Here is a 14,099-nt window from a genome sequence, read left to right on the forward strand (position 1 = left end):
TTTAGAATTAAATTTTCAGAGATGCTATAAACAATTCTAATAACTCTCAGCCTAAAACTATTATACCATGATTTCTATTTTTTCAAAAAAACGAACCAGCTCTAACTGATTCGTTTTCTTACGTTCTACTCCTACTTCCGATACATTTTAAACTGTAGGAAGAGGTCGCTATATTTTCCTGTCCATTTATGGTCAAATTTTTCATAAACTTCTAGGTGTTTCATGGTTTCAGCATCTGGATAGAAGGCTTTATCTTCTTTTTTCTCCTCTGGGAGTAATTCCTTAGCTGGTAGGTTTGGTGTTGAATAGCCGACATACTCCGCATTTTTGAGAGCATTTTCAGGTTTCAACATAAAGTTTATAAAGGAATAGGCTGCATCTTGGTTTTTGACGGTTTTGGGAATGACCATATTGTCAAACCAAAGGTTGCTGGCTTCTGTCGGTACCACATAGCGTAAGTTTTCATTTTTTTCTAGCATTTGACTAGCTTCGCCAGAGAAGGTCACACCGATTGCAGCGTTATTCTGAATCATGTAGCCCTTCATCTCGTCCGCCACAATAGCCTTGATATTTGGAGTCAACTTGTAGAGCTTGTCCACTGTCTCTTCTAACTGCTGGGTATCCTTGGAGTTGAGGCTGTAGCCGAGGGAATTGAGTCCCAGTCCCAGTACCTCACGCGCCCCATCAAAAAGCATGATAGAGTTCTTATACTCTGGCTTCCAGAGGTCATCCCAATGCTCAGGCGCTTCCTCTACCATGGTTTCATTATAGACAATTCCCAGTGTTCCCCAGAAGTAAGGGATGGAGAATTTATTGCCTGGGTCAAAGGACTGGTTGAGGAACTCCGGTCCGATATTTTCAAGACCTTCAAGTTTTGAATAATCAAGCGGAACCAAGAGGTCTTCGTCCTTCATCTTGTTAATCATGTATTCACTAGGAATGGCAATATCGTAGGTCGTTCCACCCTGCTTGATCTTGGTATACATGGCTTCGTTGGAGTCAAAGGTCTCGTATTGGACTTGAATGCCTGTCTCTTCTGTGAATTGCTCCAAGAGTTCTGGATCGATATAGTCTCCCCAGTTGTAGATAACCAATTTTTGACTATCTCGGCTATTGATTTTACTATCTAGATGAGTCGCAATTCCCCACAAGACGAGGATAATGGCTACAATTCCTGCTAAAAATGAATAGAGTTTTTTCATGCTTGCTCCTCCTTCTCACGTGAGATAAAGTAATAGCCAACAACTAGGATAATACTAAAGAGAAAGACAAGGGCAGACAGGGCATTGATCTCTAGCGAAATCCCCTTGCGAGCACGAGAGTAAATCTCGACCGATAGGGTTGAAAAGCCATTTCCCGTTACAAAGAAGGTCACAGCAAAGTCATCTAGCGAATAGGTGAAGGCCATGAAGTAACCTGCAATGATAGACGGTGTCAGGTAAGGAAGCATGATTTCCTTAAACATCTGAAATTGACTGGCACCAAGGTCATAGGCCGCATGAATCATGTCACCGTTCATTTCTTTGAGACGTGGCAAGACCATCAAGACCACGATAGGAATGGAGAAAGCCACATGACTAGATAAGACAGTCAAAAAGCCAAGTGAAAACTTGAGTTGGGTAAAGAGAATCAAGAAGCTAGCACCAATCATAACATCAGGCGCAACCATGAGGATATTATTGAGTGATAGAAAGGCTTCTTGGTATTTCTTACGAGACTGGTAGATGTAAATGGCACCAAAAGTCCCGATAATGGTCGCAATCAAGGCTGACAGGAAGGCCAAGAAAAAGGTCTGGGTCACAATCAACATGAGACGACCATCGCCAAACATGGTTTTAAAATGGCTCAGGCTAAAGCCTGTAAAGCTGTTCATGTCGTTGCCTGCGTTAAAGGCATAACCAATCAGGTAAAAAATCGGCAGGTAGAGGACAAGAAAGACCAGTCCCAGATAAAGGTTGGCAAATTTTTTCATCGTTCTCTCCTTTCCTTGGTCACCCACATGGTGATGAACATGGTCAGAATGAGAATCACACCGATAGTTGAACCCATACCGTAGTTGTCATTGGTTAGGAAATTCTGTTCAATAGCCGTCCCCAAGGTGATAACGCGGTTCCCACCAATCAAACGGGTCAGCATGAAGAGGCTCAAGCTTGGGATAAAGACGGACTGAACCCCACTTCGCACCCCATTCATAGATAGAGGAAAGATGACATGACGGAAGGTCTCCCACTTGGTCGCACCGAGATCATAACTGGCATTGATAAGATTGTTGTCCATATCGTCCAAGACATTGAAAATCGGCAAAATCATAAAGGGAAGCTCGATGTAGCTTGCGACAAAGATAAAGGAGAAATCGGTAAAGAGCAACTGTTGTGAACCGATTCCGATGAATTCCAAAAATTGGTTAATAGAGCCATTTTGACCAAAAATTCCGATAAAGGCATAGGCTTTAAGGAGCAAATTGATCCAGGTAGGCAGGATAATCAGCATGAGCCAAAGTTGACGGTGCTTGAGACGGGTCAAAAAGAGGGCTGTTGGATAGCTGATAAGCAAGGTTACAAAGGTCACAATTCCTGCATAAAGCACGGAGTTAAAGCTCATTTTGAGGTAGGTCAAGTTTTGTGACGCAAAGTAAGATTTATAGTTTTCTAAGCTAAACTGGCCTTCGATATTGAAAAAGGATTGACCGAAAATCAAGACCAAGGGTGCCAGGACAAAGAGGGCAATCCAAAGCATGTAGGGCACTACAAAGAGTTTAGAGCTTGTTTTCTTCATCTCTCTCCTCCTCGATTGCATTGATCAGACCTGCTTCTTGCTCTTCAATTTCCACGTATTCTTCGATACGAGCATCGAACTCTTCTTCAGTTTCGTTAAGGCGCATGATGTGGATGTCTTCTGGTTCAAAGTCCAGACCAATTTCCTCACCCACAATGGCCTTACGAGTCGAGTGGATCATCCATTCATTTCCAAGTTCGTCATAGGCGATAATTTCATAGTGCACTCCACGGAAGAGCTGGGTATCGACCTTAACTTGGAGCTTGCCTTCTTCAGGAAGGGTAATCCGCAAGTCCTCTGGACGAATCACGACTTCGACTGGTTCATTTGGCTTCATCCCACCATCGACCGCTTCAAAGCGTTTGCCGTTAAACTCAACCAAGTAGTCCTCAATCATGGTACCTGGCAAGATGTTTGACTCGCCGATAAAGGTAGCAACAAAGTGGTTGATTGGCTCATCGTAGATATCCACAGGAGTTCCAGACTGGACAATCTCGCCATCATTCATGACAAAAATCCAGTCACTCATAGCCAGGGCTTCTTCCTGATCGTGAGTGACAAAGACAAAGGTGATTCCCAATCGTTGTTGCAGTTCACGTAGTTCATACTGCATATCTGTTCTTAATTTCAAGTCTAGCGCTGATAAAGGCTCGTCCAACAAAACCACACGGGGTTGGTTGATGATGGCACGGGCAATAGCCACACGCTGGCGTTGTCCTCCTGAGAGTTTACGAATGGAACGTTTTTCATAACCTTCCAACTGAACCATCTTGAGAACTTCCGCTACGCGTTTCTCGATTTCTTTCTTGTCAATCTTGCGCAAGCGGAGCGGAAAGGCAACATTTTCAAACACATTCATATGTGGAAACAAGGCATAGGATTGGAAGACCGTATGGACATCTCGCTTGTTGGTTGGGATGTCATTGATACGGACACCATCCAGCAAAATATCTCCTGTCGTCGCATCCAATAACCCTGCAATAATGTTTAGGATAGTTGATTTCCCTGAACCAGATGCGCCTAAAAGAGTGTAGAATTTTCCTTCTTCCAACTCAAAGTTGATGTCTTTGAGAACCTTGGTGTTGCTGTCTTCAAAAACTTTAGAGACGTTTTTGAATTCAATAATTGGTTTTTTCAATTGTCATTTATTCCTTCTTTTTCATAGATTAACAGATCAGGGCTCTGTCAGGCCGCCACTACCTCGTGTAGGAGACTGAACTGCCTACATTCTTCTGCACTGACGATAGGCTTTCACCCCCTTTCCATGATATAGCAGCAACTTTTCAACTACAGCTTCCTACTTGCTTTCACCTAAAATACGGACCTCTCTCTCAAGAGTAACGCCAGAGTGTTCCTTGACTTTTTCAATCACAGACTCAATCAAGTCTTCGTAGTCTTTGGCCGTTCCATCTGCGACATTGATCATAAAACCTGCGTGCTTTTCAGACACTTCAACACCACCGACACGATAGCCTTTCAAGCCAGCTTCTGAAATTAATTGACCTGCAAAATACCCTACTGGACGCTTAAAGACCGAACCACAAGATGGATATTCTAAAGGTTGCTTGAGTTCACGTAGATGCGTCAAGCGGTCCATTTCTTGCTTGATAACCTGATGGCTTCCTGGAGCTAGAGCAAATTTAGCTGACAAGACAACTGCACCAGACTCCTGAATGGCTGAATGGCGGTAACCAAAAGCCAAATCCTTGACAGACAGGGTCTCGATTTCTCCGTCCTTGGTCAAGACCTTACAAGACTGTAAGATGTGAGCAATCTCGCCACCATAGGCACCCGCATTCATAAAGACAGCACCGCCGACGCTCCCTGGAATGCCACAAGCAAACTCAAAGCCAGTCAAACTATGACGAAGGGCAATGCGTGTCGTTTCAATCAAGTTAGCCCCTGCTTCTGCTTCGATGGTATAGCCATCAACGGAAACATTATTGAGCTTGTCACACAAGATGACAAATCCACGAACCCCACCATCACGAACGATGATGTTGCTGGCATTCCCAAGAACCATCCAAGGGATATTTTCTTGATTGGCAAATTTAACAACGCGAGCCAACTCAAAACGATTTCGTGGAAAGACCAAATAATCGGCCTCTCCACCTACTTTTGTATAACTATAGCTATGCAAGGGTTCCTTGAAACGGATATCAATCCCTTCTAAGATTTCAAGCATTTTTTCTTTTACTGACATGACACTCTTCCTTTTACAAAATTCATTCCATTATACCATTTTTAAGACCATTTGACGACCCTAAAAAAATCTTGGGCTTATTTTAAACATAAAAAGAGGTTTCCCCTCTTTTTATGATTTTTTGCAAAAGATTGCCTTGGTTCCATAGGCAACCAGAACAAGTTCAAGTGCTAGGACAACTTCAACCAAGACTGGACTTGTCAGCCATCCAACTTGGGCAAGAGATGGTGCCAGATCAAAAAAGGCATGTAGGCCATAGGCTGCTAGGAGATAAATCCATTTCTTCTGGCGAACAGCTTGGTAAACCCAAATAGTCAAAAGCAATTGGAATCCTAGAGCCAAAATCCGTTCAAAACCAAGCAAATAAATCTGCCAGACTGATAGCGACTGAATAGTTTTCAACATATTTTCAGACAGCAATTGCATAACCTGTGGATTTTGCGTTTGAACTGCTGAGAGAACGATGTAGAGATTGATCAAACTAGTAAGACCTAGGAAAATCAACTCCAAGCCACCATGCCCCAATCCATAAGCCAAGGCATCCGCCTTTTCCAAATTTCTCTTTTTCTCCAACCATTTGAAGAAAACAAGGCGAGCCGTTTCCTCAAAAAATGCTGCCATGGCTAGGCCATAGATGATATAGACAAGCGGATGGTCTTGCAAGAGGGCAATACTACCGTCTTTTTGAGGATGTAAAACCAAGATATGCACCAGTTTTTCTAAAATCTGTGAAGAGACAAAGAAGGCAACAGCCCCCAAGCCCAAGACAGCTAGATTAATCTGGTATTTCTTTTTGGCATACCAAATGCTTCCTAGCAAGAAAGCCAGCAACAGCACCATGGTAATAATGATATGAATGGTCATTTTCTTCTCCTATTCTGCCTTTTCAATATCTTTTTTCATCTCGTCAACATTGAACTTAGCAAACAAGTATTGACGGTCTTGGACTGGGAAACGTTGGTCCAACTGATCAACAGCTCCCACCTCAATAATGCCTTCCTTGATGACAAAGTCCATGACATGCCCACCGAAGGTCAAATCATCTGAGATGAAGTGTAGATGGTAGCCTGCCACACTAACTCCATGAAAAATCTCTGGCGTCCAGAAACCAACGATGGTTCCTGCGACATTGTCACGACGATATTCCGGTTGATGGGTTGCAACATCAGCAAACTTGGTCTCTGGTGTTGACTTGGGAATCATGCGCACATGCATATGTGAAAATTCCCCACGAATCTTGATAGAGCGGAAAAGATTTTCCCCGTCATAATAAGACTCAATTCGCTCCTCCAATTCCTTGTCCGTCATCTCAAAGCGCTGTCGGAAAATAACCTCTGCCTGATGCGGTACTACTGCTGCATAAGGAATAAGGGCATCTGGTGACACCTCCACAATCTCTGGCTGGTCGCCTGATCCTTTGGCCTGATAAGCCTTGCCATCCAAGACAATCAATTCTCCATCAATGGAATCCAAGGTTCCCAAACCAAGGTCACCATGCTCTAGCAATTCTCCTACTGTCATGGTCCCACCATAAAGGCCAGCCATCAAGGCTCCAAGGGTATTGTATTGAAATAATTTCACTGGTTCCTGCACGTTCTTATCCATTCACTTTCTTGTCTGTTATTCTATAAATGTTACTCCTAAGTATACCACATTTGCCCCTAGATGTGAACGATAGAAACACTCTAGACATTGCCAAGAAGGAAAAAAAAAGGTACAATGTAACAAAATCAAGGGAGGTCTGGAATGAAGAAACAAAGCAAGTACCAAGAGGTCGTTTCCTATCTGAAAAACGGTATCGAGTCTGGACGTTTTCCGACGGGTAGCCGCCTGCCTTCTATCCGTCAACTGAGCCTTGACTTTCACTGTAGCAAGGACACTATTCAACGAGCCCTGCTGGAATTACGGCACGAACAATACCTCTATGCCAAGCCCCAGAGTGGCTACTATGTGCTGGAGCAAGGACAACACCAGGACCTAGAAATCGAGGTTACAGATGAACATGCTAGCGCCTATGATGACTTCCGACTCTGCGTCAACGAAACCCTGATTGGACGTGAAAACTACCTCTTCAACTACTATGACAACCAAGAAGGTTTAGAAGATCTAAGACAGTCTATTCACAAACTCCTCTTTGACCAAGCCCTCTACTGCAAGGCTGACCAACTGGTACTGACTTCTGGCACCCAACAAGCCTTGTTTATCCTCTCTCAAATATCCTTTCCTAGCCAAGCTAAGGAAATCTTGGTGGAACAGCCGACCTACCATCGGATGAATCGTCTCTTGATTGCTCAAGGTCTGGACTATCAAACGATTGAACGAGGCATTGATGGGATTGCCTTGGAGGAGCTGGAAGGCCACTTCAAAACAGGAAAAATTAAGTTTTTCTACACCATTCCTCGTTTTCACTATCCTCTGGGGCATTCCTATTCTGAGCAGGACAAACGGGCTATTCTTGACTTAGCTACCAAGTATGGAGTCTATATCGTAGAGGACGACTATCTGGGGGATTTGGACTCTAAAAAGGGCCAGACCTTCCACTATCTAGATACAGAGGAGCGCGTTATTTATATCAAGTCCTTCTCAACCAGCCTCTTTCCAGCCCTGCGGATTACGGCTCTCATTCTGCCAAATGCTATCAAAGAAGCCTTTGTGGCCTACAAAAATATCCTAGACTACGACAGCAACCTTATCATGCAAAAGGCCCTGTCACTCTATATTGACAGTCAATTGTTTGAGAAAAATCGTCTAGCTCGCTTGTCCAATCAGGAAACTTACCAAAAACAAATCGAGGAAAGTTTAACCAAAACACCTTGTCCCCTTCCACATTTTCCTCTGCACGATGGCTTATTACTAGACCTGAGACAGTATCCTAAAATCGCCAGTCTCAAACACAGCCAACTGGGCTTGGACTTCTTTGAGGAGGCTTACTTGGATGCCTGCCCTTATCAATTTGCCAAGGTGTCCTTAGACAATCTAGAAAAGGTTTTAAACTATTTAAAAGCAGAATTGGAATGACTTCCAACTCTGCTTTTTTCTTATTGTTCAACTTCTGTTAAGGTTGCCGCTTTTTCAAGATATTTTTGGTAGGTACCGTCATCCTTGAGTTTTTGGATGACCTTGTCCACCACTTCTTTTAAATCAGCACTATTTTTTCTAAGGGCAACTGCATTAGCTTCGCCGTCCTTCATCTTCAAGCTGACAGTTGCGACAGCTAAGTCGGCGTTTTTAGCAGCATAGCTAAGGGCAACAGGCTCATCCATGTGAACAGCATCTACTTTTCCAGCCTGCAATTCATTGACAGCTTCACCCATATTGGTTAGGGAAGTTAATTGCGCTTTTGGCAATTGTTCCTTGACCATTGATTCTGGAACAGTTCCTTTTTGGGCCGCAATATTATCACTTTCAAGGCTAGTTAAATCCTTGTATTTTTCTACATCAGACTTACGAACCAAGAAACTAATCTTGTTTTCATAGTAGGGGATTGAAAAATCAAAGACTTCTTTTCTCTCGTCAGTAGCGCTAATTCCTGCAACCGCTAGGTCAGCCTTCCCAGTTTGAAGACTGGTTAAAACATTGTCAAAACTCATGCTTGAAATTTCCAACTTCACCCCAAGTTCATCAGCGATAGCTTGGGCCATATCAATATCCGCACCGACTACCTGGTTTTTTCCGTCAACTAAGGATTGGAATTCAAAAGGTGCATAGTCAGGACTAGTCGCCACAACTAATTTCCCCTTTTGCTTAATGGCTTCAACAGCTGACTGAGAACCATTAGAATCCGACTGACAAGCTACTAAGAAGAAACTTGCAAGAAAACTACATAAAACAAATATCCATTTTTTTGATTTCATAAATAAACAACCTCTCTGTTAATTTTGTATAATTATAACGCTATCCAAGTTGCTTGTCAAGTATTTTTTGAATTTTTATCTTAAAAATATTTTTTTCATTCAACAAAAGGAGCTATTAATTGATTTCAAGCTCCTTTTTATACAGAATGAAACTATTTTATAGTTCGACAATCTTACCTGTTTCAAAGTAAACAACCCATTCACAGATATTCTTAGCATAGTCTCCAATGCGTTCCAAGAAGGCAATCACTTGGAAGTAATCACGACCTGTAACAATGGCATCAGGATTTTTCTTGATTTCTTCTGTAGCCAAGTCACGAATGCTATCAAAGTAATGGTTGATTTTTTCGTCCATGGCTGCTACTTCATAGGCCTGATCTACTGAACCATTGAGATAGAGTTCAAGGGCTGCTTCAACGAAGTTCTTGACATCACGCCCCATTCTCTTAATTTCTTCTTCAACAGCTGGGATGCGTTGCTCCCCCTTCATACGAATGGCTGCTCTTGCAATGGAAACGGCATGGTCCCCCATACGTTCCAAGTCCGATACGGCTTTTAAGACTGTTAGAACTGTACGCAAGTCTTGAGAAACTGGTTGTTGAAGGGCAATCATTTCAAATGATTTCTTTTCCAATTTCACTTCGTATTCGTTTACTTCTGCATCGTCTTCGATGACTTCCTTGGCCAAATCACGGTCATGCGTAACAAAGGCACGCACCGTACGATTGATTTGGGATAGCACTTCTTGTCCCATAGCATAGAACTGGTTGTGCAATTTCTCTAAATCTTCCTCAAATTGAGAGCGTAACATCATTTATCTCCTTATCCAAATTTTCCTGAAATATAATCTTCTGTTTCCTTGTGTTGTGGGCTGAGGAACATCTTCTTGGTATCGTTAAACTCGATCAGATCTCCATCTAGGAAAAATCCTGTCTTGTCAGAAATACGAGATGCTTGTTGCATGGAACGCGTAACCAAGAGCATGGTGTATTTATCTTTTAAACCATACAAGGTTTCCTCAATCTTACCAGCCGAGATAGGGTCCAGAGCTGAAGTCGGTTCATTCAAGAGAATGATTTTAGGACTGGTTGCCAAGACACGAGCAACACAGACACGTTGTTGTTGTCCACCTGAAAGCCCGATAGCTGAATCATGCAGGCGATCCTTGACCTCATCCCAGATAGAAGCTCGTTGCAAGGCTTTTTCTACTGCTTCATCCAGAACCTGCTTATCCTTAACTCCATTGATACGAAGCCCGTAAACAACATTTTCGTAGATAGACATAGGGAAAGGGTTCGGTTGTTGAAAGACCATACCGATTTCCTTCCGCAATTCAACTGTATCTGTACGCGGACTGTAGATGTTGTGGCCGTTATAAACCACCGAACCAGTTGTGGTCACCTCTGGATTGAGATCCCCCATGCGGTTGATAGCCTTGAGGAGGGTTGATTTCCCTGATCCAGATGGACCAATCAAGGCTGTAATTTCCTTAGGTTGGAAAGATAGGGAAACACTATTCAAGGCCTTCTTTTGATTGTAGTAAACGGACAGGTCTGACACCTGTAAAATCGCTTCTGTCATACTGTTTCCTTTCTATCCAAAGTGTCCTGTTACATAGTCATTGGTTGACTGTAGTTTGGCATTTTGGAAAATATTAGAGGTCTTATCGTACTCTATCAAGTCACCCAAGTAGAAAAATCCTGTGTAGTCACTAGCACGCGCAGCCTGCTGCATACTGTGGGTTACGATGATAATGGTAAAGTCTTTTTTCAATTCCAACATAGTTTCTTCTAGCTGGGCTGTCGCAATCGGATCCAAGGCTGATGCCGGCTCATCCATCAAGAGAATATCTGGTTTAACAGAGATAGCACGAGCGATACAGAGACGTTGCTGCTGACCACCTGATAGGGTCAAGGCCGACTTGTGCAAATCATCTTTAACCTGGTCCCAAAGGGCAGCCTGACGAAGAGAGGTTTCCACAATTTCATCCAAGACTTGCTTGTCCTTAACCCCTGCACGTTCATGAGCAAAAGTGATATTGCGGTAGATAGACTTGGCAAAGGGATTTGGTCGTTGGAAGACCATTCCGATATGCTTACGCATCTCATAGACATTGATTTCTGGACGGTTAACATCAATCCCTTGGTAGAGGATTTGACCTGTTACCTTGGCAATATCAATGGTATCATTCATACGGTTGAGACTGCGAAGGTAGGTTGATTTCCCTGAACCAGAAGGGCCAATTAAGGCAGTAATTTTATTCTTTTCAAATTGCATATCGATGCCCTTGATGGATTCATTTTTACCGTAGTAAACATGTAAATCCTTAGTAGAGAGGGCCACTTTCTCTTCAGGAAAGGTGATGATATGCTTTTCATCCCAATTATATTTTGACATGGCTTCTCCTTTAGGCAGCGGTTAATTTCTTATGTAGGTAACTTCCGAGTTTACGGGCTCCAAAGTTAAAGATGAGGATAAAGATGAGGAGCACGGCTGCAGAACCTGCTGATACAATAGTTCCATCAGGAATAGTACCTTCACTATTGACTTTCCAAATGTGGACAGCCAAGGTTTCTGCTTGACGGAAGATAGAGATTGGGCTAGTAACACTGAGAATATTCCAGTTAGACCAGTCAAGGGCTGGAGCGGATTGTCCTGCTGTATAGATAAGGGCAGCTGCCTCACCAAAGATACGACCAGAAGCTAAGACGACCCCAGTCACAATACCTGGAAGGGCTTCTGGAATGACGACATGAACCACAGTCTCCCAACGAGAAATTCCAAGGGCCAAGCCGGCCTCACGTTGCGTATGGTGAACGTGTTTCAAGCTGTCTTCAACGTTACGAGTCATCTGAGGCAGGTTAAAGACCGTCAAGGCCAAGGCACCTGAGATGATTGAAAATCCATACTCAAACTGAACTACAAAGATCAAGTAACCAAAGAGACCGACAACCACTGATGGCAGTGAAGATAAGATTTCAATACAGGTTCTGACAAAGTTGGTAACAGGACCCTTTTTGGCGTATTCAGCTAGGAAAATTCCAGCTCCCATAGACAAAGGCACAGAGATAATCAAGGTAATGACCAGAAGGAAGAAGGAATTATAGAGCTGAATTCCAATCCCTCCGCCTGCTTGGTAAGAAGATGATTTGCCAGTCAAGAAAGACCAAGAGATGTGGGGCAAACCACGAACCAAGATATAGAGAATCAAGGATGCCAAGATGGCGACAATAATTCCTGCAATCGAGTAGAGGACAGCTGTTGCAATTTTATCTAATTTCTTAGCGTGCATAGTTTTTCTTTCCTCTTTCTTTCGTAATCAATTTAATCACACTGTTGAAGGCCAAACTCATCAAAAGCAAGACTAAGGCCAGTGACCAGAGAACATTATTGTCAACAGTTCCCATAACGGTATTTCCGATACCCATGGTTAACACAGAGGTCAAGGTCGCAGCAGGTGTTGTCAATGAAGTTGGGACAACGGCTGAGTTTCCAACTACCATCTGAATGGCCAAGGCCTCACCAAAGGCACGCGCCATCCCAAAGACCACTGCTGTGAAAATCCCTGAACGCGCTGCCTTCAAGGTCACGCGCCAGATGGTTTGCCAGCGGGTGGCTCCCATAGCCAAACTTGCTTCGCGGTAGTGACGAGGCACCGCACGCAAGCTATCTGTTGTCATAAAGGTTACCGTCGGTAAAATCATGACAAAGAGTACGAAAATCCCTGACAGAATCCCAAAACCAGTTCCACCAAAGATACTACGGACAAAAGGAACTACGACCTGCAAACCGATAAATCCATACACGACTGAAGGAATCCCGACTAGCAATTCAATGGCTGGTTGCAAGATTCTAGCACCTTTTGGTGAGACTTCGGTCATAAAGACAGCTGCTCCAATGGCAAAAGGAGTTGCGATAAGGGCTGATAGGATTGTGACAATAAAGGAACCCAAAATCATAGGAAGGGCACCAAATTGTTTACCTGAAGGATTCCAAGCTTGCCCAAAGAGGAAATCAAAGATATTAACCCCATTTACAAAGAAGGTCGACAAGCCTTTTTGGGCTACGAAAATCAAAATCATAGCCACAATGATGACAATCAAAGACAGACAGGCAAAGGTCAAGCCTTTTCCAAGTTTCTCTAGACGAGAGTTCTTTGAGGGAGAAAGTAATTTTTTAGCTAATTCTTCTTGATTCATTAGTGACTCCCTTCTAGTGCTGTCACCGTTCCTACAGCATCTTTTTCAACCTTCATTTCCTTGACAGAAATATAGCCCATCCCCTTAACGATTCCGCTTTGCGCTTCATCAGAGAGGACAAAGTTGAGGAATTCTGCCACCAATTCATTTGGTTGGCCTAGGGTGTACATGTGTTCATAAGACCACAAAGGCCAGTTATTGCTTGTAACATTTTCTGCAATCGGCTCATAGCCATTCAACTTCATACGTTTAACTGAGTCATCCACATAGGCAAAAGCTAAGTAAGAAATGGCTCCTGGTGTCTGAGAAACAATGTTTTTAACCATCCCATTTGAATCCTGTTCTTGACTCTGCACGGCCGATTGACCATCCATGATAACACTATCAAAGGTTGCACGTGAACCTGAACTTGCCGCACGGTTGATAATGGAAATGGCTAGGTCTTTCCCACCGACTTCTTTCCAGTTGGTCACTTGACCTGTGAAGATGCTACGGAGTTGTTCAGTTGTCAGATTTTCAACATCAACTTCCTTGTTCACAATCACTGCCAAGCCCGCTACAGCAACCTTATGGTCCACTAGAGCGGATGCGTTGATACCGTCTTTTTCCTCGGCAAATACGTCTGAATTTCCTACATCAACAGCTCCAGACTGAACCTGAGACAGACCTGTACCAGATCCTCCGCCTTGGACGTTGACTGTTTTTCCAACGTGCATAGAGCCAAATTCATCTGCTGCTGCTTCGACCAAAGGCTGAAGAGCCGTTGAACCAACAGCTGTCATGGATTCCCCACGATCAATCCAGCTAGCACATCCCGCCAAAGAACCTGCTAGCAAAAGAGCCGCAAGGGATAGAGCGAGTTTTTTCCTTTTTTTCACTGTTTTTCTCCTTGAAAATAATGGTGAATGCTGTGAATTTTTTCAACTATTTATTTATGTTTTTCTTTTTTAAAATTGGGAGCCAACTAAAGTTCTTATACTCAATGAAAATCAAAGAGCAAACTAGGAAACTAGCCGCAGGCTGTACTTGAGTACGGCAAGGCGACGTTGACGCGGTTTGAATTTGATT

At 43.3% G+C, this 14,099-nt stretch carries 15 protein-coding genes; 1 reads left to right on the plus strand and 14 read right to left on the minus strand.

Annotated elements, in window-relative coordinates:
* Positions 1-131: 131 nt before the first annotated feature.
* The 7 genes from FJN11_RS07830 to budA all read right to left on the minus strand — a co-directional run bounded on the left by FJN11_RS07830 (position 132) and on the right by budA (position 6,583).
* The gene (locus tag FJN11_RS07830) at positions 132-1,202 is read right to left on the minus strand and encodes an ABC transporter substrate-binding protein (protein WP_140224270.1); all 1,071 of its coding nucleotides are present in this window, start codon (positions 1,200-1,202) and stop codon (positions 132-134) included.
* Positions 1,199-1,972, minus strand: coding sequence for an ABC transporter permease (locus tag FJN11_RS07835; RefSeq protein WP_000712740.1), 774 nt, complete (start codon positions 1,970-1,972; stop codon positions 1,199-1,201). Before FJN11_RS07835 ends, FJN11_RS07830 begins: the two co-directional genes overlap by 4 nt.
* The gene (locus FJN11_RS07840; protein ID WP_000753801.1) at positions 1,969-2,775 is read right to left on the minus strand and encodes an ABC transporter permease; all 807 of its coding nucleotides are present in this window, start codon (positions 2,773-2,775) and stop codon (positions 1,969-1,971) included. Before FJN11_RS07840 ends, FJN11_RS07835 begins: the two co-directional genes overlap by 4 nt.
* Positions 2,756-3,913, minus strand: a complete 1,158-nt coding sequence (locus FJN11_RS07845; protein WP_000742895.1) for an ABC transporter ATP-binding protein — start codon at positions 3,911-3,913, stop codon at positions 2,756-2,758. Before FJN11_RS07845 ends, FJN11_RS07840 begins: the two co-directional genes overlap by 20 nt.
* A 159-nt stretch (positions 3,914-4,072) precedes the next feature.
* Entirely contained in the window at positions 4,073-4,978 is a 906-nt protein-coding gene (gene murB, locus FJN11_RS07850; protein WP_140224271.1) for a UDP-N-acetylmuramate dehydrogenase, read from the minus strand.
* 111 nt (positions 4,979-5,089) lie between these two features.
* The gene (locus tag FJN11_RS07855; RefSeq protein WP_140224272.1) at positions 5,090-5,842 is read right to left on the minus strand and encodes a YhfC family intramembrane metalloprotease; all 753 of its coding nucleotides are present in this window, start codon (positions 5,840-5,842) and stop codon (positions 5,090-5,092) included.
* Between the two features lie 9 nt (positions 5,843-5,851).
* Complete coding sequence (gene budA / locus FJN11_RS07860) at positions 5,852-6,583, minus strand: acetolactate decarboxylase (RefSeq protein ID WP_033681610.1); 732 nt, start codon at positions 6,581-6,583, stop codon at positions 5,852-5,854.
* Positions 6,584-6,724: 141 nt separating this feature from the next.
* Here budA and FJN11_RS07865 point away from each other — a divergent pair, with 141 nt between their 5' ends.
* Positions 6,725-7,996 (plus strand): aminotransferase-like domain-containing protein, encoded by a 1,272-nt coding sequence (locus FJN11_RS07865; RefSeq protein WP_140224273.1) that lies wholly within the window; start codon positions 6,725-6,727, stop codon positions 7,994-7,996.
* Between the two features lie 20 nt (positions 7,997-8,016).
* Here FJN11_RS07865 and FJN11_RS07870 read toward each other — a convergent pair whose 3' ends face one another.
* From FJN11_RS07870 to FJN11_RS07900, 7 genes are all read right to left on the minus strand, one after another.
* Positions 8,017-8,832: an ABC transporter substrate-binding protein gene (locus tag FJN11_RS07870; RefSeq protein ID WP_140224274.1), complete on the minus strand. Its 816-nt coding sequence runs from the start codon at positions 8,830-8,832 to the stop codon at positions 8,017-8,019.
* Between the two features lie 157 nt (positions 8,833-8,989).
* Positions 8,990-9,643 carry a phosphate signaling complex protein PhoU gene (phoU, locus tag FJN11_RS07875; RefSeq protein ID WP_000946460.1) on the minus strand — a complete coding sequence of 218 codons (654 nt, stop codon included), beginning with the start codon at positions 9,641-9,643 and terminating at the stop codon, positions 8,990-8,992.
* A gap of 11 nt (positions 9,644-9,654) precedes the next feature.
* Positions 9,655-10,413 carry a phosphate ABC transporter ATP-binding protein PstB gene (gene pstB, locus FJN11_RS07880; RefSeq protein ID WP_140224275.1) on the minus strand — a complete coding sequence of 253 codons (759 nt, stop codon included), beginning with the start codon at positions 10,411-10,413 and terminating at the stop codon, positions 9,655-9,657.
* A 12-nt stretch (positions 10,414-10,425) separates the two neighbouring features.
* Entirely contained in the window at positions 10,426-11,229 is an 804-nt protein-coding gene (gene pstB / locus FJN11_RS07885) for a phosphate ABC transporter ATP-binding protein PstB (protein WP_000049848.1), read from the minus strand.
* A 10-nt stretch (positions 11,230-11,239) separates the two neighbouring features.
* On the minus strand, positions 11,240-12,124 hold the full coding sequence (pstA, locus tag FJN11_RS07890; protein WP_000543046.1) for a phosphate ABC transporter permease PstA: 885 nt from the start codon (positions 12,122-12,124) through the stop codon (positions 11,240-11,242).
* The gene (gene pstC, locus FJN11_RS07895; RefSeq protein WP_125409407.1) at positions 12,114-13,031 is read right to left on the minus strand and encodes a phosphate ABC transporter permease subunit PstC; all 918 of its coding nucleotides are present in this window, start codon (positions 13,029-13,031) and stop codon (positions 12,114-12,116) included. Before pstC ends, pstA begins: the two co-directional genes overlap by 11 nt.
* Positions 13,031-13,909: a phosphate ABC transporter substrate-binding protein PstS family protein gene (locus tag FJN11_RS07900; protein WP_020903179.1), complete on the minus strand. Its 879-nt coding sequence runs from the start codon at positions 13,907-13,909 to the stop codon at positions 13,031-13,033. Before FJN11_RS07900 ends, pstC begins: the two co-directional genes overlap by 1 nt.
* Positions 13,910-14,099: the final 190 nt, after the last annotated feature.

This window comes from Streptococcus symci (assembly GCF_006385165.1).
Taxonomy (GTDB): domain Bacteria; phylum Bacillota; class Bacilli; order Lactobacillales; family Streptococcaceae; genus Streptococcus; species Streptococcus symci.

Coding starts and splice junctions, on each gene's coding strand:
- FJN11_RS07830 (WP_140224270.1), bottom strand. CDS start 1,202: ATGAAAAAACTCTATTCATTTTTAGCAGGAATTGTAGCCATTATCCTC.
- FJN11_RS07835 (WP_000712740.1), bottom strand. CDS start 1,972: ATGAAAAAATTTGCCAACCTTTATCTGGGACTGGTCTTTCTTGTCCTC.
- FJN11_RS07840 (WP_000753801.1), bottom strand. CDS start 2,775: ATGAAGAAAACAAGCTCTAAACTCTTTGTAGTGCCCTACATGCTTTGG.
- murB (WP_140224271.1), bottom strand. CDS start 4,978: ATGTCAGTAAAAGAAAAAATGCTTGAAATCTTAGAAGGGATTGATATC.
- FJN11_RS07855 (WP_140224272.1), bottom strand. CDS start 5,842: ATGACCATTCATATCATTATTACCATGGTGCTGTTGCTGGCTTTCTTG.
- budA (WP_033681610.1), bottom strand. CDS start 6,583: ATGGATAAGAACGTGCAGGAACCAGTGAAATTATTTCAATACAATACC.
- FJN11_RS07865 (WP_140224273.1), top strand. CDS start 6,725: ATGAAGAAACAAAGCAAGTACCAAGAGGTCGTTTCCTATCTGAAAAAC.
- FJN11_RS07870 (WP_140224274.1), bottom strand. CDS start 8,832: ATGAAATCAAAAAAATGGATATTTGTTTTATGTAGTTTTCTTGCAAGT.
- phoU (WP_000946460.1), bottom strand. CDS start 9,643: ATGTTACGCTCTCAATTTGAGGAAGATTTAGAGAAATTGCACAACCAG.
- pstB (WP_140224275.1), bottom strand. CDS start 10,413: ATGACAGAAGCGATTTTACAGGTGTCAGACCTGTCCGTTTACTACAAT.
- pstB (WP_000049848.1), bottom strand. CDS start 11,229: ATGTCAAAATATAATTGGGATGAAAAGCATATCATCACCTTTCCTGAA.
- pstA (WP_000543046.1), bottom strand. CDS start 12,124: ATGCACGCTAAGAAATTAGATAAAATTGCAACAGCTGTCCTCTACTCG.
- pstC (WP_125409407.1), bottom strand. CDS start 13,031: ATGAATCAAGAAGAATTAGCTAAAAAATTACTTTCTCCCTCAAAGAAC.